This is a genomic window from Bacteroides caecicola, from assembly GCF_023337095.1.
Taxonomy (GTDB): Bacteria; Bacteroidota; Bacteroidia; order Bacteroidales; family Bacteroidaceae; genus Phocaeicola; species Phocaeicola gallinarum.
In genome coordinates, this window is the sequence record NZ_JAMBLM010000009.1 from 90,608 (window position 1) to 114,218 (window position 23,611).

Here is a 23,611-nt window from a genome sequence, read left to right on the forward strand (position 1 = left end):
AATGAAAAAGCTATTATTACCCCTGCTGCTCTTCTTGGCAGGAGTGCCGACGATTCAGGCACAAGAAACGGAATCGTATTATGTAAAACATGTAACCTTTCCTACCGGAGCCACAGTAGAACAAAAGGTAGATATTGCTGCCCGTTTGGTTCCTACACCTCAACAGTTGGCGTGGCAGCAGCAGGAGTTGACTGCCTTCCTACACTTTGGTATCAATACATTTACTGACCGGGAGTGGGGCGACGGAACGGAAGACCCGAACCTGTTCAATCCTACGGAACTGGATGCCGACCAGTGGGTAAGAGTATTGAAAGAATGCGGCTTTAAAATGGTTATCCTGACAGCCAAACATCACGATGGCTTCTGCCTGTGGCCTACGAAGACCACGAAACATTCGGTAGCTTCGTCGGCGTGGAAAAACGGCAAAGGTGACGTGGTGCGCGAACTTCGCGATGCGTGCGACAAATACGATATGAAGTTTGGCGTATACCTCTCGCCGTGGGATAGAAATGCCTCCTGTTATGGTGATTCGCCGGCATACAATAAATTCTTCGTTGAACAGTTGACCGAACTCCTGACAAACTACGGGAAAGTACACGAAGTATGGTTTGACGGAGCGAACGGCGAAGGCCCGAACGGTAAGAAGCAGGAATACGACTGGGATACCTTCTACCAGACCATCCGTAAGCTCCAGCCCGAAGCTGTCATGGCGATTATGGGCGACGATGTGCGCTGGGTAGGCAATGAAAAAGGATTGGGACGCGAAACCGAATGGAGCGCAACCGTACTGACACCGGGAGTATATGCACGCTCGGCAGCCAACAAAAAAGCGCTTGGCATTTCTGAAACATCCTCCGACTTAGGTGGCCGCGATATCTTGGCAAAGGCAAACGAACTGTTCTGGTATCCTTCTGAAGTCGATGTATCCATCCGTCCGGGATGGTTCTATCATTCACGCGAAGATAATCAGGTAAAGAGCCTGAAACACTTGTCGGATATCTATTTCCGTTCGGTAGGATATAACTCCGTGTTGCTGTTGAACATACCGCCCGACCGCCGGGGATTGATTCACGAAGCAGATGTAGCCCGTCTGAAAGAATTTGCGGCTTACCGCAAATCAATATTCGCTCATAACCGCGTGACCGACGGAGAAGGGCTGAAACAGGTGGCTTCGGGCAAAGAACAAGTCTATACCCTGACTCCCGACTCTGTAATAAATGTAGTGATGCTGCAAGAAGACATTGCGAAAGGGCAACGTGTAGAAGCATTCTCCCTCGAAGCCCTTATTGACGGCGCATGGCGCGAAATAGCTACCGGAACCACCATCGGTTACAAGCGCATGGTGCAAATACCCGATATGAAGGCAGAGAAACTGAAAGTGAAAATCCTTTCTTCACGCCGCAATGCCAACCTGAGCCGTGTGGCTGCTTACTATGCAGCTCCCTTGCAGGAAGCCGTGGCGGAAAACAAATGGAATAACCTGCCGCGCGAATCGTGGAAACTGGTAAGCGAGACTCCGCTGGTTATTGATTTGGGCAAGAGCGTTACGTTGCAATCGTTTACATACGCACCCGAAGGCGCGCAGGCAAAGCCCGATATGGCGTTCCGCTATACCTTCTCGGTCAGCACAGACGGCAAGACATGGAAAACGCTGAAAGCCGACGGCGAATTCAGCAACATCATGTATAATCCGCTTCCGCAAACCGTAAGTCTCCCCGCCGGGGCAAGTGCGCGTTTCATTAAATTGGAAGCAACTTCTCCCAACGGTTCGAAAGCACACGTTAAGCCGGGTGAAGTAGGAGTGATGGTGAAATGATATCATGCGGCAGAGATAAAAAAACGCTGCATGGACTAATAGGTAAGATTTTGATTTAAAATAAGAGCCTGTTTAAACTGCCTTATCGGGAGTTTAAGCAGGCTCTTACTGTTTGGCAGAGAAAAATTGCAGGGCGTGATTCTCGGCAAATCGCGGCAAAAAGCGTATCTTTGCCCGGTTGACAATGTTGTGATTGAATATCTAACCCCTAATAAAGAAAGGACTTAACTGTGGCAAAGGATAATGAGGTGGTATTGACCCCCATGATGAAACAATACTTCGACCTGAAGGCAAAACACCCGGACGCAATCATGCTGTTCCGGTGCGGTGACTTCTACGAAACCTATTCGGAAGATGCTGTATCGGCTTCCGAGATTCTGGGCATTACGCTGACCAAACGTGCCAATGGGCAAGGGAAGACCGTAGAAATGGCGGGTTTTCCACATCACGCGCTTGACACCTATCTGCCCAAACTGATACGGGCAGGACGTCGTGTTGCCATCTGCGACCAGCTGGAAGACCCGAAGACCACGAAAAAGCTGGTAAAGCGAGGGATTACCGAGCTGGTGACTCCGGGGGTAGCTATCAGCGATAACGTTCTTTCGTATAAAGAAAATAACTTCCTTGCCGCCGTTCATTTCGGTAAATCGGCGTGCGGAGTGGCATTCCTTGATATCTCTACGGGCGAGTTTATGACAGCCGAAGGTACATTCGACTATGTAGACAAGTTGCTGAACAATTTCGCTCCGAAAGAAGTGCTTTTCGAGCGGGGCAAGCGCGGCATGTTTGAAGGAAATTTCGGAAGCAAGTTCTTCACTTTCGAGCTGGACGACTGGGTATTTACCGAGACTTCTGCCCGCGAAAAACTGCTGAAACATTTTGAAACCAAGAATTTGAAGGGGTTTGGCGTAGAACATTTGACGAACGGCGTCATTGCGTCGGGGGCTATCTTACAATACCTCGATATGACCCAACATTACCAGATAAGCCATATCACTTCGCTTTCGCGCATCGAAGCAGACCGTTACGTGCGTCTGGACAAGTTTACCATCCGCAGTCTGGAACTGGTAAACAGCATGAACGAAGGAGGTACGAGCCTGCTGGATGTTATTGACCACACCATCAGTCCGATGGGAGCCCGCTTGTTGAAGCGGTGGATTGTATTCCCCCTGAAAGACGTGAAACCCATCAACGAGCGTTTGGACGTGGTAGACTACTTCTTCCGCGAACCCGATTTCAAGGATTTCGTAGAAGAACAACTGCATCGGGTAGGCGATTTGGAACGCATCGTTTCGAAAGCCGCCGTAGGGCGCATCTCGCCTCGCGAAGTGGTACAGTTGAAAGTGGCGCTGCAAGCCATCGAACCCATCAAAAATGCCTGCCTGAACGCTGATAACGAAAGCCTGAGGCGCATTGGCGAGCAACTGAATCCTTGCGTTTCCATTCGCGACAAGATAGCCAAAGAAATAAAAAATGATCCGCCGCTGCTGGTCAACAAAGGCGGGGTGATAGCCGACGGGGTAAACGAAGAATTGGATGAACTGCGTCGGATTGCTTATTCGGGGAAAGACTGCCTGCTCCAGATTCAGCAACGCGAAAGCGAGTTGACCGGCATTCCCAGCTTGAAAATTGCTTATAATAATGTGTTCGGTTACTACATCGAGGTGCGTAACACGCATAAAGACAAAGTTCCGGCAGACTGGATTCGTAAACAAACACTGGTCAACGCCGAGCGATACATCACTCAGGAGCTGAAAGAATACGAAGAAAAGATCTTGGGAGCGGAAGATAAGATATTGGCGTTGGAAACCCGGCTGTATAATGAGCTGGTTATGGCACTGTCGGAATTTATCCCCGCTATTCAAATCAATGCCACGCAAATAGCCCGGTTAGACTGTCTGCTTTCGTTTGCCAACGTAGCCCGTGCAAATAATTATATACGTCCGGTTATAGCTGAAGACGATGTGCTTGATATTCATCAGGGAAGACATCCGGTTATCGAAAAACAGCTTCCCCCGGGCGAACGATACATTGCCAATGACGTTTATTTGGATACCGAGACCCAACAGATCATCATCATCACCGGCCCAAACATGGCAGGTAAGTCGGCTTTGCTCCGCCAAACGGCGCTCATCACGTTAATGGCGCAGATAGGTTGCTTCGTTCCGGCGGAAAATGCCCATGTAGGACTGGTAGATAAGATATTTACTCGCGTAGGAGCCAGCGATAATATATCGGTGGGCGAATCGACCTTTATGGTGGAAATGAATGAAGCTGCCGATATCCTGAACAACCTCTCTCCGCGCAGCCTTGTCTTGTTCGATGAGTTGGGGCGTGGAACTTCTACTTACGACGGTATTTCCATCGCGTGGGCTATCGTAGAACATATCCATGAACATAAGAGAGCCCGTGCGCGTACGCTTTTTGCTACCCATTATCACGAACTGAACGACATGGAAGCACAGTTCAAGCGCATCAAGAATTATAATGTATCAGTGAAGGAAGTGGATAACAAGGTGATATTCTTGCGCAAGTTGGAGCGGGGCGGCAGTGAACATTCCTTTGGCATACACGTGGCAAAGATGGCTGGAATGCCGAAAACCATTGTCAAGCGTGCCGGAGAAATCCTGCGCCAGTTAGAGTCGGAAAACCGTCAGGAAGGCATCTCCGTAACTCCCAAAACCGTTTCTTCGGATGGAGTGCAACTTAGCTTTTTCCAGTTAGACGACCCGGTATTGTGTCAGATACGCGATGAGATTCTGAATTTAGATGTAAATAATCTTACTCCATTAGAAGCATTAAACAAGTTGAACGATATTAAGCGGATTGTTCGCGGCAAATAGCGATTCGGTACGGATGTTTGAAAACTCTGCATATCCGTGTTTGTCGTGTAGAAAAAACTCCTAACTTTGCAAAAACATTCCAGATAGCTGAACATGAGGGTACTTATTATTAACACGACGGAGCGCATCGGAGGAGCGGCGATAGCTGCAAACCGACTGATGGAGGCGCTGAAAGACAATGGCATCAAGGCTAAGATGCTGGTGAGGAACAAGCAGACTGATCAGGTTACTGTCGTGCCATTGAAAAAGTCATGGAGAAGAATCTGGCAGTTTACGTGGGAGCGGATTGTAATATGGGCTGCAAACGGATTCAAGCGTGAAAACTTGTTTGCCGTAGATATAGCCAATATGGGTACGGATATAACTTCGCTTCCGGAGTTCCGCCAAGCCGATGTGATTCACCTTCATTGGATTAATCAAGGAATGCTTTCGCTGGGGGATATTCGCCGTATCATTGATTCCGGTAAACCGGTGGTATGGACGATGCATGACATGTGGCCCTTTACGGGCATTTGTCATTATTCCGGAAGTTGTGAAAAATATACAGGCGAATGTCATAATTGCGAATTACTCATAAAGTCTCACAAGCACGATTTGTCTTCGCGCGTGTATCGTAAGAAAGAAAAGCTCTATGCAGGGGCTAACATAACGTTTGTGGCTTGCAGCCACTGGCTGGAAGCGATGGCGAAGAAAAGCTCTCTATTGAGTGGACAGACTATCCTGAGTATTCCCAATGCCATTAATACGAATTTATTCCGTCCGCGTGCCAAGAAATTTGCCCGTGAAAAATTGAATCTTCCTCTTGATAAAAAATTACTTTTGTTCAGCTCAATGAAAATAACCGACAAGCGGAAAGGGATAGAATATCTGATAGAAGCCTGCAAATTGTTGTCACGCGACTATCCGGAATGCAGCAGCAAGATAGGAGTGGTGGTTATGGGAAAACATTCCGACCAGTATGATGCGCTGTTTCCGTTTCCTACTTACAAGATTGATTATGTAAGCAACGAAAAAGAGTTGGTTAATATCTATAATGCCGTCGACCTTTATGTTACTCCTTCTTTGCAAGATAATCTGCCTAATACGATAGTGGAGGCTATGGCGTGTGGCATTCCCTGCGTAGGATTTAATGTAGGGGGGATTCCGCAGATGATTGACCATTTGCATAATGGCTATGTAGCTCAATACCGTTCGGCGGAAGACTTGGCAAACGGCATTTACTGGACGCTGACCGAAGGCGATTATGAGACTTTGAGCGATGCGGCTTACCGGAAAGCGGTAACCACTTATTCAGAATCAATCGTGGCAGGACAGTATATTCGGATTTATAATCAGATAACAGGAAATCATGCATAATTTACACCGCGTACATCCGAAGTTTTCCATTATTACGGTAACCTATAATGCCGGAGCTGTATTGGAAGATACCATTCAGAGCGTGATTACTCAGTCGTATCGTAACGTAGAATACATCATTGTAGATGGTGGCTCGAAAGACCGAACGATGGAAATCGTAAATAAGTATAAAGAACATATCCAGACTGTAATCAGCGAACCGGATAAGGGTTTATATGACGCAATGAATAAAGGGATTCGGCTGGCTACGGGCGATTATTTGTGTTTCCTGAATGCAGGCGATGCTTTACACGAAGACGATACGCTTTTGTCGATGGTACACTCTATTACGGGGGCAGAATTGCCCGACGTTCTTTATGGTGAAACGGCTATCGTAGACGAGGATGGACATTTCTTGCGGATGCGCCGTTTGTCAGCTCCCGAAACACTGACGTGGAAAAGTTTTAAAGCAGGAATGTTAGTTTGTCATCAGGCATTTTTTGTGCGCCGTGACCGTGTGGTATTCTATGACCTGCGCTATCGCTTTTCAGCCGATTTCGACTGGTGTATCCGCATAATGAAACAAAGTACCAATTTGCATAACACCCATCTGGTACTGATTGACTATCTTAACGAAGGGATGACGACGCGGAATCATAAGGCTTCGCTTCACGAACGCTTCCGTATCATGTGTCGTCATTACGGTTTTCTGTCTACCGTATTCCGTCATGCGTGGTTTGTAGTAAGAGCTTTCATCAAGAAGTAAGCAACCCGCTTTTGTTTGTCGAAAATGATGATATATGAGAAAAGCCGACGTACCGCAAGATACGCCGGCTCTATTTTATTGGGTAGCATGAAGTCTTTCTATCCATATTGTTCCGTATAAGAAATTTATGTTGGCAAACTCGGTATATAGTGTTTCTTTAACGATGGATGACATGTATGTATACATTCTTGGCATGTATATATACAGAGTTTGCAACTTGGCTGTGCCTTGTTTTTTTATGTATTACATGATTGTCAGTTTTGGATATAGAAAGCCATATTCATTCACTTATCTTTGCTGTGCTTAAAAAATATAATGCCTATGAAAAACTCATTTTACGTAAAAAGTTTATTGTTGGGAACTGTTTTGGGGGGTGCTTTGATACCAGCAGATGGCTATGCCTTTTCCCTGACGGATACTTATCCGGTTGCCGTTTGTGAGAGTATCCGAGATTATGTATCACAACGCCCCGACCCGTCTAAACGCTTGTTTCATTCTGAAGCGGTAGAAGCCAAAATAAAAGAGGTGAAAAAGTTATTGACCAATCCTTATTTGAGATGGATGTTTGAAAATTGTTTCCCTAACACGCTTGATACTACGGTACATTATCGAACTCAAGATGGCGATGATGATACATTCGTCTATACAGGAGATATCCATGCCATGTGGTTGCGGGATTCGGGAGCTCAAGTATGGCCGTATGTAGATTTGGCAAACGAAGATGAGGCTTTGAGAAAAATGATTCGGGGGGTTATTCTCCGTCAGTGGAAATGTATCAATATCGATCCCTATGCAAATGGTTTTAATGATGGGGCAGTAGGCGGAGAATGGATGAGCGACAAAACCGATATGAAGCCCGAACTCCACGAGCGTAAGTGGGAGATAGATTCGCTGTGCTACCCTTTGCGGTTGGCATATCATTATTGGAAAACTACGGGTGATGCTTCTGTTTTTGGCGACTTATGGTTGGAGGCTATTCAAAATATCCTGATAACGTTTAAAGATCAGCAACGTAAAGACGGCCGCGGTTCTTACTCTTTCCAAAGAAAGACGGAGCGCGCTTTAGATACGATGACGAACGACGGTTGGGGTAACCCTGTAAAACCTGTAGGTCTGATAGCTTCTTCTTTCCGTCCTTCAGACGATGCCACAACATTTCAGTTCTTGATTCCTTCCAACTTCTTTGCAGTTACTTCACTGCGAAAAGCTGCCGAAGTTTTAGAGCAGGTGAATAAGAAGCCGGAATTGGCTAAGCAGTGTACCGATCTGGCAAATGAGGTAGAAACGGCACTGAAGAAATACGCCATCTACAATCATCCTAAATACGGTAAAATATACGCATTCGAGGTAGACGGATTTGGCAATCATCTGCTGATGGACGATGCTAACGTACCCAGCTTGCTTGCAATGCCTTATTTGGGCGATGTGGATGTAAACGACCCGATTTATCAGAACACGCGCCGTTTTGTATGGAGTGAAGATAATCCTTATTTCTTTAAAGGAAAAGCGGGGGAAGGAATAGGCGGTCCTCATATCGGTTACGACATGGTATGGCCCATGAGTATTATGATGAAAGCATTTACCAGTCAAGACGATGACGAAATCCGCTCGTGCATAAAGATGTTGATGAGTACCGATGCTGGTACGGGCTTCATGCATGAGTCTTTCCATAAAGACGATCCGTCTAAATTTACCCGTCCGTGGTTTGCATGGCAAAATACACTGTTCGGCGAACTGATTCTGAAATTGATTACAGAGGGTAAGTTAGAGGTACTGAACGGGATAGAGTAAGGAACTGTATTTCGATGTTGAACCTTATTTCTGAAATTAATAGAATGTGCATAACTTTAAATCAGTAAAAATGAATACTAATCTAAAAATGTTAGCTGCTCTGGCGGCCATTACATTGACTTCTCCTGTCGATGCTATTTATGCAGCGGTAAACAGTCAAGAGGTGTCACAGGCTATTGTGACAATTCGAGGCAATGTGAAGGATATGAATGGAGAGCCGTTAATCGGGGTCAGCATTTCTGTAAAAGGTAGTTCGGGGCAGGGAACTGTTACCGACGTAGATGGAAATTTCACTCTTCAGTGTGAAAAGGGAGATGTGTTGTCTTTTTCTTATATCGGTTATAAGACAACGGAAGTAAAGGTAGGTAATAAACCAGACCTTATCGTAACATTATCGGAAGATACGGAGCAGCTTGATGAAGTGATTGTGGTAGGATATGGTACTACTACGCGGAAAAGTGCGGTAGGAGCTGTCAGTCAGGTGAAATCTGAAACGATAACCAAGCGTCCTGTTGCCAATGTTACACAAGCCTTGCAAGGGGCAGCTCCGGGTGTAATTGTTCAGCAGACGAGTTATAATCCCAATGATAATAAGACAAACTTTAATATTCGAGGTATCAGTACGCTGAATGATAATAGTCCGTTAATAGTAATTGATGGAATAGTGTCTGATGGAGGCAGCTTTAATAAATTGAATCCTAACGATATTGAGAATATTTCTGTGTTGAAGGATGCAGGTACTGCAGCTATTTACGGTTCTCGTTCGGCAAACGGTGTGATTGTGGTGACCACCAAAACAGGTAAAAAGAATGAAAAACCCACCGTGCGTTTGAGTGGTTCGGTAGGATGGCAGAATCCGGATATTTTGTTTTCTCCATTGGCGGGATATCAGAATGCGACGTTAACCAACTTGGCATATACCAATGTTGGAAGTGATCCGAAATTTACTCCTGAGCAAATCCGCGACTTGGCGGCACATCAGAGTGAAGAAAGCTGGTTTTATGATCAGATTATGCGCACAGCTTTGCAACAAAACTATAATCTTAGTGTTTCGGGAGGCTCTGCCAATACTACGTATATGATTTCGATGGGATATTTCGATCAGGAAAGCAATTACGTAGGTAATAAGAATTTCGGGGTAGAGCGCTATAATTTCCGTACGAATATCAGTACTGAAGTAGGTCGCTTTAAAATAAACGCCATTCTTGCCTATACGCGAAATAACAGTCTCAGTACCACCGGTAGCAGTCTGGAAATTGATGCCGAACGTGTCCCTACTTACTACTATTATAAGATGAAATCGGCAGATGGGCGTTATTTGTTAAACGATATCTTATCGGAGTTTAATCCTCTTGGCTCATTGGAAGCTGGCGGAACGAATAAGTACCGTAATAATTACCTGAATGCAAATGTATCTGCCGAAATGAAGATAATCGACGGATTGTCTTTAAAAGGGGTTTTAGGTGCAGATGTAATCAACGATACACGGTTTACCCGGAATAATGCGGTTGAATATTATGCAAGTGAGGATGCAACTACTCCGCGTCCGGTTAATCTGGCTAATAATAAAACCAGTAATTGGAACAGTAATGCCTACCTGATAAATTCTCAGCTGTTATTGAACTATAACAAAACTTTTGGTAAACATACTGTTAATGGCTTGTTGGGTGTGACGAATGAATCATATACCTATACTGCCAATGAAATAGAAAAGAAATATGTTGACCCGGATTTAGGCATAGGAACAGATGTTACTACGGGAGAAGCTGGTAATATTACAGGGAAAACTTCGGTAGATGATACAAACCGTACCAGTCTTACTTCTTTGTTGGGACGTGTAGGGTATTCTTTTGCTGATAAGTATTATGGAGAGTTTAGTTTCCGTTATGACGGTTCATCCAAATTCCATAAAGATTTCAGATGGGGTTTCTTCCCTTCCATATCTTTGGGATGGCGCTTGTCTGAAGAAAACTTTATGAGTACTTATAAAGACAAGGTGGGCGATTTGAAATTACGTACTTCGTTCGGTATACTGGGTAGTCAGGCTATTGGTACTTACGACCGCTTTACCACTTATACGGTATATGACAATAATTATGCTTATAATAATTCTGTCGTTTCGGGAACTGGTTTTGCATTAGGACTGAATGATTTGACTTGGGAAAAGACAAAAACCTTTAATGTCGGAGTCGATGCATCGTTTTTCCACGGTCAATTGAACCTGACTTTTGATTATTTTTATAAACGTACGACCGATATTTTAATGAAACCCATAGTTCCCACTGTTTTCGGAACGGATATGCCGATGGATAACATTGGAGAAATGCAGAATCAAGGATGGGAAATAGGCATTAATTATAATTTACAGACAGGACAAGTACAGCATCGGTTTGGTTTCAATCTGAGCGATTCTTATAATAAAGTCTTGACATATCCCGGTCATGAGCAGATTACAAAAGTTGATGAGTTGGAACGTATCATCCGTGAAGGTGTACCTTTGAATTCATATTACGGTTATAAAACAGACGGATATTTCCAAAGTTATGAAGAAATAGAGGCTTCGGCTATACCCGTAGGCGGTAAAGTACAACCCGGAGATGTTAAGTTTGTCGATAGAAATGATGATGGAGTAATCGATTCGAAAGACCGATTTATTTTAGGTAATGCATTCCCGCGGTATACGTTTGGCTTTACTTACGACCTCTCTTGGAAAGGTCTTGACTTCAGTATGTTTTGGCAAGGTGTAGGAAAGCGTGATATGATGTTGCGCGGTGAGTTGATTGAGCCGCTACATCAAAATTATTCATATAATATATTTAAGCATCAACTCGATTTCTGGACTCCGACCAATACAGATGCCGAATGGCCGCGTTTGGCTGCTCCCGGTTCTGATTCAAACAAGAATAACTATGGAACTGGTTCGGACATGCAGATTCTGGATGGTAAATATATGCGCTTAAAGAATTTGGTAATAGGATATACAATACCCAAATCATGGTCGAAGAAATTAGGCATGGAAAGACTCAGATTATACGTAAACGCTGAGAACTTGCTTACTTTTAGTAATAATAGTTTTATTGATCCTGAATCTACCGAGTTCGACTCGAAGATGTCGGCAGGCGGAGCCAATAGCGGACGTTCTTATCCCACATTGCGTTATTATGGCTTTGGTATCGATGTAGAATTTTAATAATGTGATTTTATGAAATTGAAAACATATATGCTGTCTGTTGCAAGCACATGGCTGTTGTTGGCGGCTTGTAACGACATGGAAAATTTGCCTACAAATAAATTTACCGATAATAGTTATTGGACTTCGGAAGCAAAAGCTCAGAATGTGGTTAATATGGCGTATAGCCAGATGTATGACGCTGGAAAAATGTGGTCGGATGAGAGCTTGAGCGACAATGTGATTGACGGGCGTACGGTTACCGACCAGCGTGCCATACGTAAGGGACAGGCAACTCCTTCAATCGGGCTTTTTGACAGTGAATGGAAAAATCTGTATGGAGGAATCAAAACTTGTCATGTCTTTTTAGATAAGGTAGATTTGGTTGCCAATATGGATCCGGCTGTAAAAGCTCGTATGACAGCCGAAATTCGTTTTATTCGTGCTGCCATTTATTTCCGTCTTGTTAATTTTTATGGTGATGTACCGTTTTTTACGACAGACCTAACATTAGATGAGGCGAATTCGATTGGGCGTACTCCTGCCGCTACGGTTTTACAGTTCATTCATGATGAATTGACTGATATTGAAGATGCTCTTCCTGTCAATACGTCTTTATCAGATGCTGAAAAGGGTAAAATAACAAAAGGTGCGGTAAGTATGTTGCAAGCACGTGTTTATCTGATGGAAGGTAATTGGGATCAGGTAATAACTTATACAGAAAACCTTATCAATAATCAGGGAGAGTATGGTACTTATGATTTATATCCTTCTTATCGAGGATTATTTGAGGAAGAAAACGAATATAATCAGGAAGTGATAATGGATCGCTCGTATGTAAAGAAACTTCTTACTTGGGGAGATATGGTAGATATGGCTCCGTTAAGTGTGGGAGGTAGAACGATTAATCGGGTTCCTCAGCAATCTTTGGTAGATAGCTATATTATGCTGAATGGAAAGGGTATTAAGGAGCAAGGAAGTAATTATAATGAGAACTATCCGTATGCTAACAGAGACCCTCGTATGACGGCTACGATTATATATGATGGATATGATTGGAGTGGTAATGTAAACGATGGAAGTCAGGGAACTGTTATTCATATTGACCCTAATACATCAACAACTGTCGATAAATATGTTTATGGAAGTAATAATACAGCTACTGGTTATTATGTACGCAAATATTACAGTCCGCAGGACGTTGGTGATTTGAACTCTGGTCAGAATATTATCACCATGCGTTATGCAGATGTGCTATTGATGTATGCCGAGGCTAAGTTTGAGAAAGGTGAGTTTACCAAAGATATTTGGGATATGACAATCAAACGTATCCGTGAGCGTGCCGGATTTACAGATGCTGGTGCATTGGAATATCCTTCTTTGTCTGAAGATGATATGCGGAAGTTGATTCGCAATGAGCGTCGTTGTGAGTTGGCAATGGAAGGATTAAGATGGTTTGATATCAAACGTTGGAAGGCCGGTTCTGAATATCTGGCAGGAGACGTTAACGGTGCTACTTTCGAAGGCGTAGGAAAAATTCGTGTAGATACCTATAACTTTAATGAGCAAAGAGATTATTTATGGGCAGTTCCTCAAAGTCAGATTGACTTGAATCATAATCTGGCTCCCAATAACCCCGGATATGCTAATTGATTAACTTTAAATACTTATAATGATGAAACTGAGATTTTTTTATGTATTCGTTGTATGCATGAGCATATTATTTTCTACCTCATGTACTAAAGATATGGAATATAAAGATGTACAGGTGAGTCCTGTAACCCAACTGTATGAACCGACAGATGGGCAAAGTGTAACACTGGTTGCTTCGTCTACGGCCTCACTGTTTTTTGAGTGGGCAGCAGCTAAAGCCGAAGATAGTGGTTCGCCCTTGTATGAAGTTGTTTTTGATAAAGAAGACGGCGATTTTACAAATCCGATCTATCGTGTAATAGCTGATAATAATGGTGTGCGTAATTATGCCACGATTACGCATAAGGTATTGGATAAAGTGGGCAAAGCTGCAGGTATCAATGGGGGTGAAACCGGAACGTTGAAGTGGACGGTAGTGGCTTCCCGGGGATTAAACTCTGCAATGTCTACGCAGTCGAGAACGCTTGCTATAACTTGCTTGAAAGGATTTACCGAATTGCCTAACCAAGTTTATTTGACGGGTGAAGCTACCGAAGGAGGTACGGATATTACACAAGCTGTTCCTTGTTCTATGCCTAATGAATTGGGGGTATTTGAAGTGTTTACCAGACTGGAAGAAGGCAAGTCTTATCGGTTGGTTGATAATAATTCAGATGGAGCCAAATCTTATTACGTTAATGAAAGTGGTGTTATAATTGAAGGCGAAGGTGAAACAACGGTATCTAAGGGTGGTATTTATCGTATTGTATTCGATTTTACAACGGCTTCGATTAAGATGACTGAGATACAAAGCTTGGGATTCTTCTTCTGCCCGAGTAATGAGGTTACCTTTGAGCTTCCTTATAAAGGAAAGGGTGTATTCGAAGGTGAAGGTATAGTTGAATTTAAGCAAGAAAGTTGGGGAAGAGACCAGCGCTATAAATTCTTAATGATATATGCCGACGGAACAAGACAGATGTGGGGAACTAAAAATACGACGGATAGTAATCCGGGAGATATTTCGGCAGATGATCCTTATTTCTATATTGCAGAGACTCCTGATAACCAATGGGACCAAAAGTGGAAATTGAATAACGAATTTGATGGAGCCGCTGACGGAGCAAATCCGGGAGCTGTAACACGGATTTCTGTGATTTTTACGGGAGAAAATTATACACATCATGTAGAACTTGCAAACTGATTGAGTTATGAAATATAGGTTATTATTCTTTTTTATTACAGGATTGCTTTTGGCTTCCTGCAGTAAGATTGAAGATGAGTACGTATATGATACCGGTTATGTGATAGACTGGAGTGCTGCTGCTGATAGTGCCAGTTCAACATTGCCCGACCGTTTTTGGAACGAAGAAGGCTATTTTAATTATGAGAACGATGGAAACGGAACAGGGTTTCAGTATTGGCCGCAGGCTCAGGCTATGGATGTGGTTATTGATGCTTATTTGCGCAGTGGAGATACTAAATATTCTGACCTGTTTACTCCGTGGTACGAGGGTATCAGAGTGAAAAATGGAAATTCCTATTGGAATAATTTTTATGATGATATGGAATGGATTGGTCTCACTATGGTACGTTTGTATGAAACCACTCAGGAGGAAAAATACTTGAACACGGCTAAGGAGCTGTGGGGATACATCGAAGGCGGATGGGACGAAGAGTACGGGGGCGGCGGAGTATCGTGGAAAGCCGACCAACGCTGGAGTAAGAATGCTTGCTCAAACGGACCTGCCGCTTTGCTGGCTATGCGTCTTTATGCCGTAACTCAGGATGAAACTTATAAGGATTGGGGCGTGAAGATTTATACATGGTTGCGAGAAAACCTTTTTAACAAGGCTACCGGGGCTGTTTATGATAATTTGAATGGGGAGACTGGTGAAATTGGCGGCTTTTCATTAAGCTATAATCAAGGTACATTTTTAGGGGCTGCCCATGAACTTTATAAAGTGACCGGAGAACCTAATTATTTGAAAGATGCACGTAAAGCTGCTTATTTCTGTATCAGCGATGCTGGCATGATTGACAGTGGAAACAATGTGTTGCGGGATGAAGGAACAGGCGATGGTGGCTTTTTCAAAGGAATCTTTATGCGTTATTTCGTCAAGCTGATTATGGAACCCGATCTTGACGAGGTATACCGTAAAAAGTTTGTTACTTTCTTCAACAATAATGCCGATGTGTTATGGCGGAAAGGTGTGAATAAGCTGGATATTCTATTTGGTACAAATTGGACTACTCCTGCTTCGGGTACTACTGAGCTTGGAGCACAGGCGAGCGGATGCGCGTTGATAGAAGCAAAAGCACTTTTGAAATAAAAATTAAGAGCCTGTTAAAATATCCCTATCGGATAATTTAATCAGGCTCTTAGGTTTAAAAGTATGACAGTAAGTATGTAACATTGAAATATAATAGGACATTATTGGAAGCCTGTTTAAATTTTCCAACTTAACGGTTGAAGAGCAGAAGAAATACGGTTACAGTTTGTTTCTTTCTTAAAAAACAATGGTTAGTTGTTTATTTTGAACTTATTAAAGCTATCTCGCCAATGAAAATATAAGAAGAAATTCTCCGGCAGATATAGTGAAAAAACGCTACCGTTAGTGTTGGTCATTTCATGCGGATGAGTTGACCATTTCTACCCATAGTGTTGATGGGTTCTATGGGTAGAATTTTTCGAGTTTCTGACAGAGCTTAAATTAGGTTCTTTATGGAGATAAACATTCCCGTTCTATGCGAAGAACTTGCTCATTCATCGGAACGAAATTTTTATGTTCCGGACTGAGGCTGAACAAATTTAAACAGGCTTTTGCATGAATAAAGTGAGATTTAGAAAACATTTCATTTATTATTACTTGTTGTTGGTATGAATCACAGAATAGTCTTCATTTTGGCATATTTATTTGTAATCTATTTTGGAGTTGCAAGTAAAAATTTGCCTGAAAAACCTAATATCAATATTGAATCGAAGAACCTTTATGAGGTATTTCAGAATCCGGAGTCGAAATATCGTCCTTTTGTTAGATGGTGGTGGAATGGGTTACGTTTAAATGAAAAAGAAATATTACATGAACTGGATGTAATGAAACAGATGGGAATAGGAGGAGTGGAAATTAACTCAATCCGTTTTCCGGATGAGGCGGATACTCTGGGTTATAAAGTTATGCCTTATCTTTCAGATGAGTGGGTGAATATGGTGAAGGTGGCTGCAAAAGGCTGTAAAGACAGGGGTATGGTTTGCGATATGATTGCCGGTTCCGGATGGCCTTTTGGCGGAGAGTTTCTTCCTGAAAAACATCAGTTGCAGATGCTGACAGTAGAAACGATGAAGATAGATGGAGGGACTCAGGGTGTTAAAGTATCAGTTAAGAAAAGTGAGGTACTGGATAGGGTAGATCCTCCCATTATGTCGAAAAATCGTGATTCGAAAAAAGAGTTGATGTATATCCGGCTGATGCCTGAAAAGGTTGACACTTTTACTCCCGGTACATCGTTCGATTACTTGGCCGACAAATCCGATTTTGAGATAAACGTGCCGGCAGGAAAATACGTGTTATATTTCTTTGTCAAAATGGTAGGATATATGAGCGTGATAGAAGGTGCTCCCGGAGCTTGCGGTCCGGTATTGAATCATTTCGACAAGAATGCTGTTATCGCATACCTGAATCGTCTTTCGTCGGCTTTGCCATATAAATCGCCTGAATTGAAGAACGCCATTAGAGCAGCGTTTGTCGACAGTTTTGAGTTGGAAGGTGCAAATTGGAGCGACAGTCTGTTAAAAGAATGGGAAACATATTACGGTTATTCACTGCTGCCTTATCTGCCTTATGTGATAAGGAAGGTGGGAAGCATGGGAGAGCCTTTGCCGGATGATTACGGATGTAACTTTTCGGAAAAAGTGAAGAAAGAGGTGATTGAGAGAGTGCGGAATGATTTTGAACATTTTCAGATTAAACTGTTTCAGGAAAACTTTATTGATACGTTCAATAAGTGGTGTCATGACAATGGTATTCAGTCGCGTGTGCAGGCGTATGGCAGGGCCTTACACCCGATAGAGTCATCAATGTATATTGACATTCCCGAATGTGAGACATGGTTCAGAGACGGTCTTGGAACCGAATATCCCGACAAGGAAATTTATTTGGGACATGCACATTCGATGATAAACAAATTTGTTGCATCCGGCTCTTTGCTGGCAGGAAATGGTATCGTAAGTTGCGAAGAAATAACCAATACAGGCGAGATATTTCAGTCGACTTTGGAGGAAATCAAGATAGCCGGCGATATGAGCAATATTTCGGGTGTAAATCATTCCATTTTGCATGGATTTAATTACAGTCCAGTTGAAGCTCCTTTCCCCGGTTGGATAAAATTCGGCGAGTATTTCAGCGAGAAGAACACAATGTATCCGTACTATCGGTTATGGACAGATTATAAAGCGCGTCTTTCTGCCGTGTTGCAAAACAGTATTCCGCAAGCAGATATTGCCATTTTGCCGCCATTGGAAGACATGTGGTCAGAGTTAGGTCAGCAGCGCGACCCCTATCCGGTTCATGTTTATCCGGATTATGCCCATGATTTGTGGCAGAATCTGCATCAAAATGGCAATGGGTGTGATTATGTCAGTGAGAACATTATTAAACAGTCGAAAATAAAGGGTGGTAAGTTGTCGTTCGGTCCTCGTTCCTATAAAACGTTGATTCTTATGGAAGTGAAGAGCTTGTCTCCCGAAACGGCTGGCGTTATCGAAAGATTTGTAGCCTCCGGAGGCCGTGTAATCTGCATAGGGTGTATTCCGTGGCAAAGTATCGGAATGAATGATTTTGAAGCTCGTTCCCGCAAGGTAAATGATGTAATAAGTCGGATTCAAGTAAAATATCCGCAACGTTTTGTCAAAATAGCTTCTCCGCGCGGAAGTCTTACGGAATGGTATAGACAGGTTCAAGACAGTTTAAGCATTACGCCTTATGTAAAAATTGACAATCCCTCAAAATGGGTGTTTTGTAATTACTATAAATCGGGCGATAAAGATATTTTCTTTATAACCAATTTCAGTCGGGTATCCTCACATCATACGATGGTTAAATTTCCCGAAAGTACCGAAGGTAAGAATGCTTGGATATGGTTGCCCGAAACCGGTGAGCGTTACAGGCTATCCGACGGCGGAAGGCAGATGGATATTATGCTCCGACCTTCCGAATCCAAGTTAATCGTATTTGATTCGGATGCAGTTGGCGACTGGTACACACCGATGCCATGTCGCCCTGACAATGCTGTTGAACTGACGGGAAAATGGAAAGTAGAAGCAAACCATTTCGACGGCAGTCGAAAAGAATTTTATATGGATACTCTGACCGATTTTAATTCACTGCCATTCCCGTGGCTTAAAACCTTTGCGGGCGAATTATCTTATACTTTGAATAAAGAATTTGCAAATCCGGACAGTTACTCAGTTATTGATTTGGGAAGCGTAAGAGGGGTATCGGAAGTGTATGTAAACGGTGAAAAGCTCGGTACAGGTTGGTATGGAGATCATCGCTTTCGACTTAAAGGTAAAATGAAGAAAGGGAATAACATCATTACGATTAAGGTGATAACTCCTCTTGGTAATTATGCAAATTCGTTGAAAACGAATAAAACAGCAAAAAGATATGCCCACAGTATGAAAAGTTTGGGTTTGGAGCATGGGGTGTTTGTTTATTAAGATAGTCGGGGAGATTGGCATCGGATATAATGCAGACAACCTTTATAATAACTAATAGATTTTAAATGAATAAAGAAAAGTGTGAATAATAAGTGTGGATAAAATGATTAAATATGTTATTTATATAGGAGTAGTTCTCCTATCTTTAATTTGTACAGAAGTCAATGCGCAAAATCGTGATTTTGGCGGTTTAAACCGTTATGCTCAAGAAAATAAAAACGTGCCGATTCTTGGGAAAAAATCAAAGCGGGTTGTCTTTATGGGAAACTCCATCACCGAAGGGTGGGTGAACGCACATCCTGATTTCTTTACCGACAACGGCTATATAGGGCGTGGTATTAGCGGACAAACATCTTATCAGTTCTTGTTGCGTTTTCGCGAAGACGTTATTAAGCTACTTCCGACATTGGTTGTTATCAATGCCGGAACTAATGACATTGCAGAAAACACATGTCCTTATAATGAAGAATATACTTTTGGCAATATTGTTTCGATGGTAGAGTTGGCCCAAGCACATAAAATTAAAGTTATATTGACCTCTACATTGCCTGCCGCTTCTTTTGGCTGGAATCCGTCTGTGCTGGATGCACAAGCTAAGATATTGTCTCTTAATGCACGTCTTAAGAAGTATGCTCGTAAGCATAAGATAATGTATGTTGATTATTACGAGAAAATGGTTTATGGAGAAAATGGGGCATTGAATCCTCAATACACGAAAGATGGAGTTCATCCTACATCTGAAGGATATTTGGTCATGGAAGAATTGATAAAAAAAGCTATTGATAAGGTTTTGTAATATATCTTTTTAAGAAAACGTCAAATAAGATACAAAATGAAGAATCGTATTTTTATATATATAATTTCTCTCATACTATTTACGAATTGTGAGAATCAGAGTAGATTGACGGAGTATGTAAATCCTTTTTTAGGTACTGCAACGTTGTGGGAAAAGGAAGATTTGGGATACGAGCGTAAAAAAGAAGCCCGGACTTGGGGAGCAGAAACGTTTCCCGGAGCTACTTTGCCTAATGCTATGGTGCAAGTAAGTCCGGTAACTCAATATCGTAGTGGGGCTGGTTATCAATATGAGGATAGCGTTATTTATGGATTTTCTCATACGAACAAGGGGCATTGGAATTTGTTGCATGTTCCGATGCTTCCTGTGGTCGGTAAGGTTTCTCCAAGTGATTACTGTTCGCCTTTCAGTCATGAGAACGAAACGGCGCATCCGGGTTATTATCAGGTTTATTTGATTCGGTATGGTGTAAATGTGGAACTTACCAGTACGTTGCGGTGTGCCTATCATAAATATACCTATCGTAAAGACGATGATAAAGCTTTGCTGGTAGATATTCGTCGTTCAAACAATGCGGTGACAGAATGGAACATTGAGAAATCCGGTGAAAAAGTGCTTACGGGGTATCAGGCTGGAGAAGGTAAAATTTACTTCTATGGTATAACCAATTATCCAATAGCGGATGTGACGATGGAGAAAGACGATAAACACGAAGTGGCTATCGTTCGCTTTGTTGATAGTAAAGGTACTCAGCCATTGGAAATGAAAATTGGATTCTCGTTCGTCAGCGTAGAGAATGCGAAAATGAACCTTGAACAGGAGATGCTGAATAAAGATTTTGCACAAGTGGCTCGCGAAGCGGATAATACATGGGAAAAACTGTTGTCTAAAATCAAAGTTTCAGGAGGTACAGATCGCGAAAAGAATTTGTTTTATTCCTGTCTGTATAACTCTTTCAAATGGCCTGCGTTGCGTAGTGATGTGAATTTTGACTACACAGACATTCAGGGCAACGTGGTTAATAACGGATTTAATTACTATACAAATCCGTCTTTTTGGGACGATTATCGCAATAAGCTGATTCTGTTAGGGATGCTCTCGCCCGAAGTAACCACAGATGTAATTAAATCTATCATTGACAAAGGAGAAAAGAGCAATGGATACATGCCAACATTTTTTCATGGCGATCATGCCTCAACTTTTATTTCGGGAAGCTGGTTACGTGGATTACATGATTTTGATCTTAACAGGGCATATAAGCTGATTCTGAAAAATGCTACCGTTCCGGGTGAGGGAGGACGTCGGTATTTGGATGAATATATTGAGCGTGGTTGGATAGCCGAGAAAGATACAGTGAATGTCCCTACGCAGGACGAATATAAAGGTGCGGTGACGAAAACCGTAGAGTATGCTTATGACGATTATGCAGTGGCACTCGTAGCGAAAGAATTGGGCGATGAGGCTAATTATAAACTACTGATGAAACGTTCTGAAAACTATAAGACGCTGTTCGATCCAAGTACAGGCTTTTGGAGAGGTAAGATTGATGACGGTAGTTGGATAAAAGACTTTGACCCTTATTATCCTTACTATCAGTATATGTATCGCGAGGCTAATGCTTGGAATGCACTCTTCTTTGCACCACATGACCCGGAGGGAATGATTAAACTCTATCCTGATAACGCTGCGGTTGAGGCCAAATTAGACTCTCTTTTCACAGAACCGTGGCGCGGATATGAAGTGGATAACATGACGGGATTCATCGGGAACTATTGTCATGGAAATCAGCCGGGGCATAGCATCCCTTATACTTATTACTTCATAGGTAAGCAGGAAAAAGCACAGGCGGTACTCGATTCGTTGATGGGACATTACTACGATATGGGGCAAGACAAGTTGGCATACGCCGGTATGGACGATGCCGGAGAAATGTCGTCGTGGTATGTGTTTAATGCCATTGGTCTGTACACATATTCTCCTGCCGATGCCGAGTATATTGTTACCGTTCCGCTGTTCGACAAAGTTACTTTTGAATTGCAAGGCAAGCCTTTCACCATTACCAAGCAGGGAAGCGGAAAAAAGATTCGGCAGATAACTTGTGGAGGTAAGGTTATCGACGGCTATTTTGTGTCCCATGCCCAACTGCAAGAGGGGAAAGAACTTGTGATAACCGTGGAATGAAATTTAATATAAAGATAACTGATTATGAAAAAGACTTTTACAATTTTATTTGCGCTCTGTCTGGCTTTGGGAGCATTTGCGCAGAAAGATAAGGCGTATTGGAACAAGATGGCGGACGGTACGTCGGAAGCGCTTATCAAGCATTTTTGGGGAGCAGGCTTCGAAGATTATGAAGACCGTTTTTATTTCAACTATGGCAGCGATCTTTCCGATATGTCGACCAATAATTATTGGCCGCAGGCACATGCGATGGATGTGCTGGTTGATGCGTATATGCGTACAGGCGACGTACGTTACAAGGAGATTTTCCCTTTGTGGTGGGAAGGGATGCCCCGGTATAACTTCGCCGGAAAGATGAACCCCAAAGACCCGTGGTGGAATGTGTTTGTCGATGATATGGAGTGGATTGTATTGGCGCAAATCCGGATGTTTGAATGTACGGGAGAGAAACAGTATATAGCAAAGGCAAGGCAAGTATATGACGATTGGATTTGGCCTACGTGGGGACCTGAAGATGAAGCGCCGTGGTATGGAGGCATTACATGGAAAACGGATGTGGCAAAATCGAAGAATGCTTGTTCAAACGGACCGGCGGCTCTGATTGCAGCTCGTTTGTATAACTTTTTCGATAAGGCAGGGTTTACCGGCGGGAAGGTGAAAAATGCTTATCTGAATGAGGCTATCAAGATTTTCGTATGGGAGAAGAATTATTTGTTCGACCGTGAGACTGGTGCTGTTTATGACAATATCAACGGAAAGGGTGAAATCCAGAAAAACTGGGTGTTTACTTACAATGTCGGGACGTTTCTGGGGGCGGCGCATGAGCTTTATAAAATTACGGGCGACAAACAGTATCTTGACGATGCGGTAAAAGCGGCTAATTACGTTGTTGAACACCTTTCTGATAATGACGGCGTGCTGTCTGATGCGGAAAAAGGTGACGGCGGTTTGTTTCATGGAATCTTTTTCCGTTATTTCGTGAAACTGATAAACGAATCGGATTTAGATATTACGTACCGTAAAAAGTTTCATGATTACATTACCCGTTGCGCTACGGTTATGGCTACTCAAGGTATTAATTCCAAAACTATGTTGTATGGCGGACGTTGGAGAAAGGCACCCGAAGATAATGAAAGCGTAGGGCTGACTCCTCATCTGACCGGCTGTATGTTGATGGAGGCCATGTGTGTGCTTCAGCCCTTATGATTAGCAGTCAATGACGTGATAATTAATTCGGTAGGTGTGTCTGAAACATACGGATGAGTATGTCGAAACAATGGTTGGGATACACTTTTCTGCTCACGGAAGTACGGTAGAAATTCTACGTCTGTTATGTCGTCAAAACGCTACCGTTAGTGTTGGTCATTTCATGCGGATGGGTTGTCCTGTTCTACCCATAGAACAGATAAGTCCTATGGGTAGCGTTTTTTCAGGTTATTGATTATGCAGGATTAAGTTAAAATAAGCCCATAAATTAAAAAAAGTAGGCATTTCTTTCCATAGGCGAGATGGGCGTTTCCGTAAGGTTCGCCCATTTTTTTGTACTTACTGTAAAGTCGGAATATT

Annotated in this window: 13 protein-coding genes; all 13 read left to right on the top strand. The window is 42.8% G+C overall.

The genetic code is table 11. The features are described 5' to 3' along the window. Position 1 precedes the first annotated feature (1 nt). On the top strand, positions 2-1,816 hold the full coding sequence (locus M3085_RS10200) for an alpha-L-fucosidase (protein ID WP_204499353.1): 1,815 nt from the start codon (positions 2-4) through the stop codon (positions 1,814-1,816). Positions 1,817-2,079: 263 nt separating this feature from the next. Then, positions 2,080-4,659 carry a DNA mismatch repair protein MutS gene (gene mutS / locus M3085_RS10205; RefSeq protein WP_249052960.1) on the top strand — a complete coding sequence of 860 codons (2,580 nt, stop codon included), beginning with the start codon at positions 2,080-2,082 and terminating at the stop codon, positions 4,657-4,659. Positions 4,660-4,752: 93 nt separating this feature from the next. After that, positions 4,753-6,015, top strand: a complete 1,263-nt coding sequence (locus tag M3085_RS10210) for a glycosyltransferase family 4 protein (RefSeq protein WP_178257254.1) — start codon at positions 4,753-4,755, stop codon at positions 6,013-6,015. Next, positions 6,008-6,760: a glycosyltransferase family 2 protein gene (locus M3085_RS10215; protein WP_178257255.1), complete on the top strand. Its 753-nt coding sequence runs from the start codon at positions 6,008-6,010 to the stop codon at positions 6,758-6,760. The genes M3085_RS10210 and M3085_RS10215 overlap by 8 nt, the downstream gene beginning before the upstream one ends. Before the next feature lie 321 nt (positions 6,761-7,081). Continuing rightward, a complete protein-coding gene (locus M3085_RS10220; protein WP_410554575.1) occupies positions 7,082-8,551 on the top strand; it encodes a glycoside hydrolase family 125 protein in 1,470 nt (489 codons plus the stop codon). A 70-nt stretch (positions 8,552-8,621) separates the two neighbouring features. Continuing rightward, a complete protein-coding gene (locus tag M3085_RS10225) occupies positions 8,622-11,741 on the top strand; it encodes a SusC/RagA family TonB-linked outer membrane protein (RefSeq protein ID WP_178257257.1) in 3,120 nt (1,039 codons plus the stop codon). Between the two features lie 12 nt (positions 11,742-11,753). Continuing rightward, complete coding sequence (locus M3085_RS10230; protein WP_178257258.1) at positions 11,754-13,373, top strand: RagB/SusD family nutrient uptake outer membrane protein; 1,620 nt, start codon at positions 11,754-11,756, stop codon at positions 13,371-13,373. 94 nt (positions 13,374-13,467) lie between these two features. Then, positions 13,468-14,553 carry a SusE domain-containing protein gene (locus M3085_RS10235; RefSeq protein ID WP_225230926.1) on the top strand — a complete coding sequence of 362 codons (1,086 nt, stop codon included), beginning with the start codon at positions 13,468-13,470 and terminating at the stop codon, positions 14,551-14,553. Positions 14,554-14,560: 7 nt separating this feature from the next. After that, on the top strand, positions 14,561-15,682 hold the full coding sequence (locus M3085_RS10240) for a glycoside hydrolase family 76 protein (RefSeq protein WP_249052948.1): 1,122 nt from the start codon (positions 14,561-14,563) through the stop codon (positions 15,680-15,682). A 548-nt stretch (positions 15,683-16,230) separates the two neighbouring features. Further along, positions 16,231-19,068, top strand: coding sequence for a glycosyl hydrolase (locus tag M3085_RS10245; protein WP_249052949.1), 2,838 nt, complete (start codon positions 16,231-16,233; stop codon positions 19,066-19,068). 103 nt (positions 19,069-19,171) lie between these two features. Continuing rightward, on the top strand, positions 19,172-19,864 hold the full coding sequence (locus tag M3085_RS10250) for an SGNH/GDSL hydrolase family protein (RefSeq protein ID WP_191710150.1): 693 nt from the start codon (positions 19,172-19,174) through the stop codon (positions 19,862-19,864). A gap of 36 nt (positions 19,865-19,900) precedes the next feature. After that, on the top strand, positions 19,901-22,045 hold the full coding sequence (locus tag M3085_RS10255; RefSeq protein WP_249052950.1) for a GH92 family glycosyl hydrolase: 2,145 nt from the start codon (positions 19,901-19,903) through the stop codon (positions 22,043-22,045). A 24-nt stretch (positions 22,046-22,069) separates the two neighbouring features. Next, positions 22,070-23,251, top strand: coding sequence for a glycoside hydrolase family 76 protein (locus tag M3085_RS10260; protein WP_178257263.1), 1,182 nt, complete (start codon positions 22,070-22,072; stop codon positions 23,249-23,251). Positions 23,252-23,611 lie beyond the last annotated feature (360 nt).

Bases quoted from the DNA above. Each gene is read 5' to 3' on its own strand.
- M3085_RS10200 (WP_204499353.1), top strand. From the start codon at position 2: ATGAAAAAGCTATTATTACCCCTGCTGCTCTTCTTGGCAGGAGTGCCG.
- mutS (WP_249052960.1), top strand. From the start codon at position 2,080: ATGATGAAACAATACTTCGACCTGAAGGCAAAACACCCGGACGCAATC.
- M3085_RS10210 (WP_178257254.1), top strand. From the start codon at position 4,753: ATGAGGGTACTTATTATTAACACGACGGAGCGCATCGGAGGAGCGGCG.
- M3085_RS10215 (WP_178257255.1), top strand. From the start codon at position 6,008: ATGCATAATTTACACCGCGTACATCCGAAGTTTTCCATTATTACGGTA.
- M3085_RS10220 (WP_410554575.1), top strand. From the start codon at position 7,082: ATGAAAAACTCATTTTACGTAAAAAGTTTATTGTTGGGAACTGTTTTG.
- M3085_RS10225 (WP_178257257.1), top strand. From the start codon at position 8,622: ATGAATACTAATCTAAAAATGTTAGCTGCTCTGGCGGCCATTACATTG.
- M3085_RS10230 (WP_178257258.1), top strand. From the start codon at position 11,754: ATGAAATTGAAAACATATATGCTGTCTGTTGCAAGCACATGGCTGTTG.
- M3085_RS10235 (WP_225230926.1), top strand. From the start codon at position 13,468: ATGGAATATAAAGATGTACAGGTGAGTCCTGTAACCCAACTGTATGAA.
- M3085_RS10240 (WP_249052948.1), top strand. From the start codon at position 14,561: ATGAAATATAGGTTATTATTCTTTTTTATTACAGGATTGCTTTTGGCT.
- M3085_RS10245 (WP_249052949.1), top strand. From the start codon at position 16,231: ATGAATCACAGAATAGTCTTCATTTTGGCATATTTATTTGTAATCTAT.
- M3085_RS10250 (WP_191710150.1), top strand. From the start codon at position 19,172: ATGATTAAATATGTTATTTATATAGGAGTAGTTCTCCTATCTTTAATT.
- M3085_RS10255 (WP_249052950.1), top strand. From the start codon at position 19,901: ATGAAGAATCGTATTTTTATATATATAATTTCTCTCATACTATTTACG.
- M3085_RS10260 (WP_178257263.1), top strand. From the start codon at position 22,070: ATGAAAAAGACTTTTACAATTTTATTTGCGCTCTGTCTGGCTTTGGGA.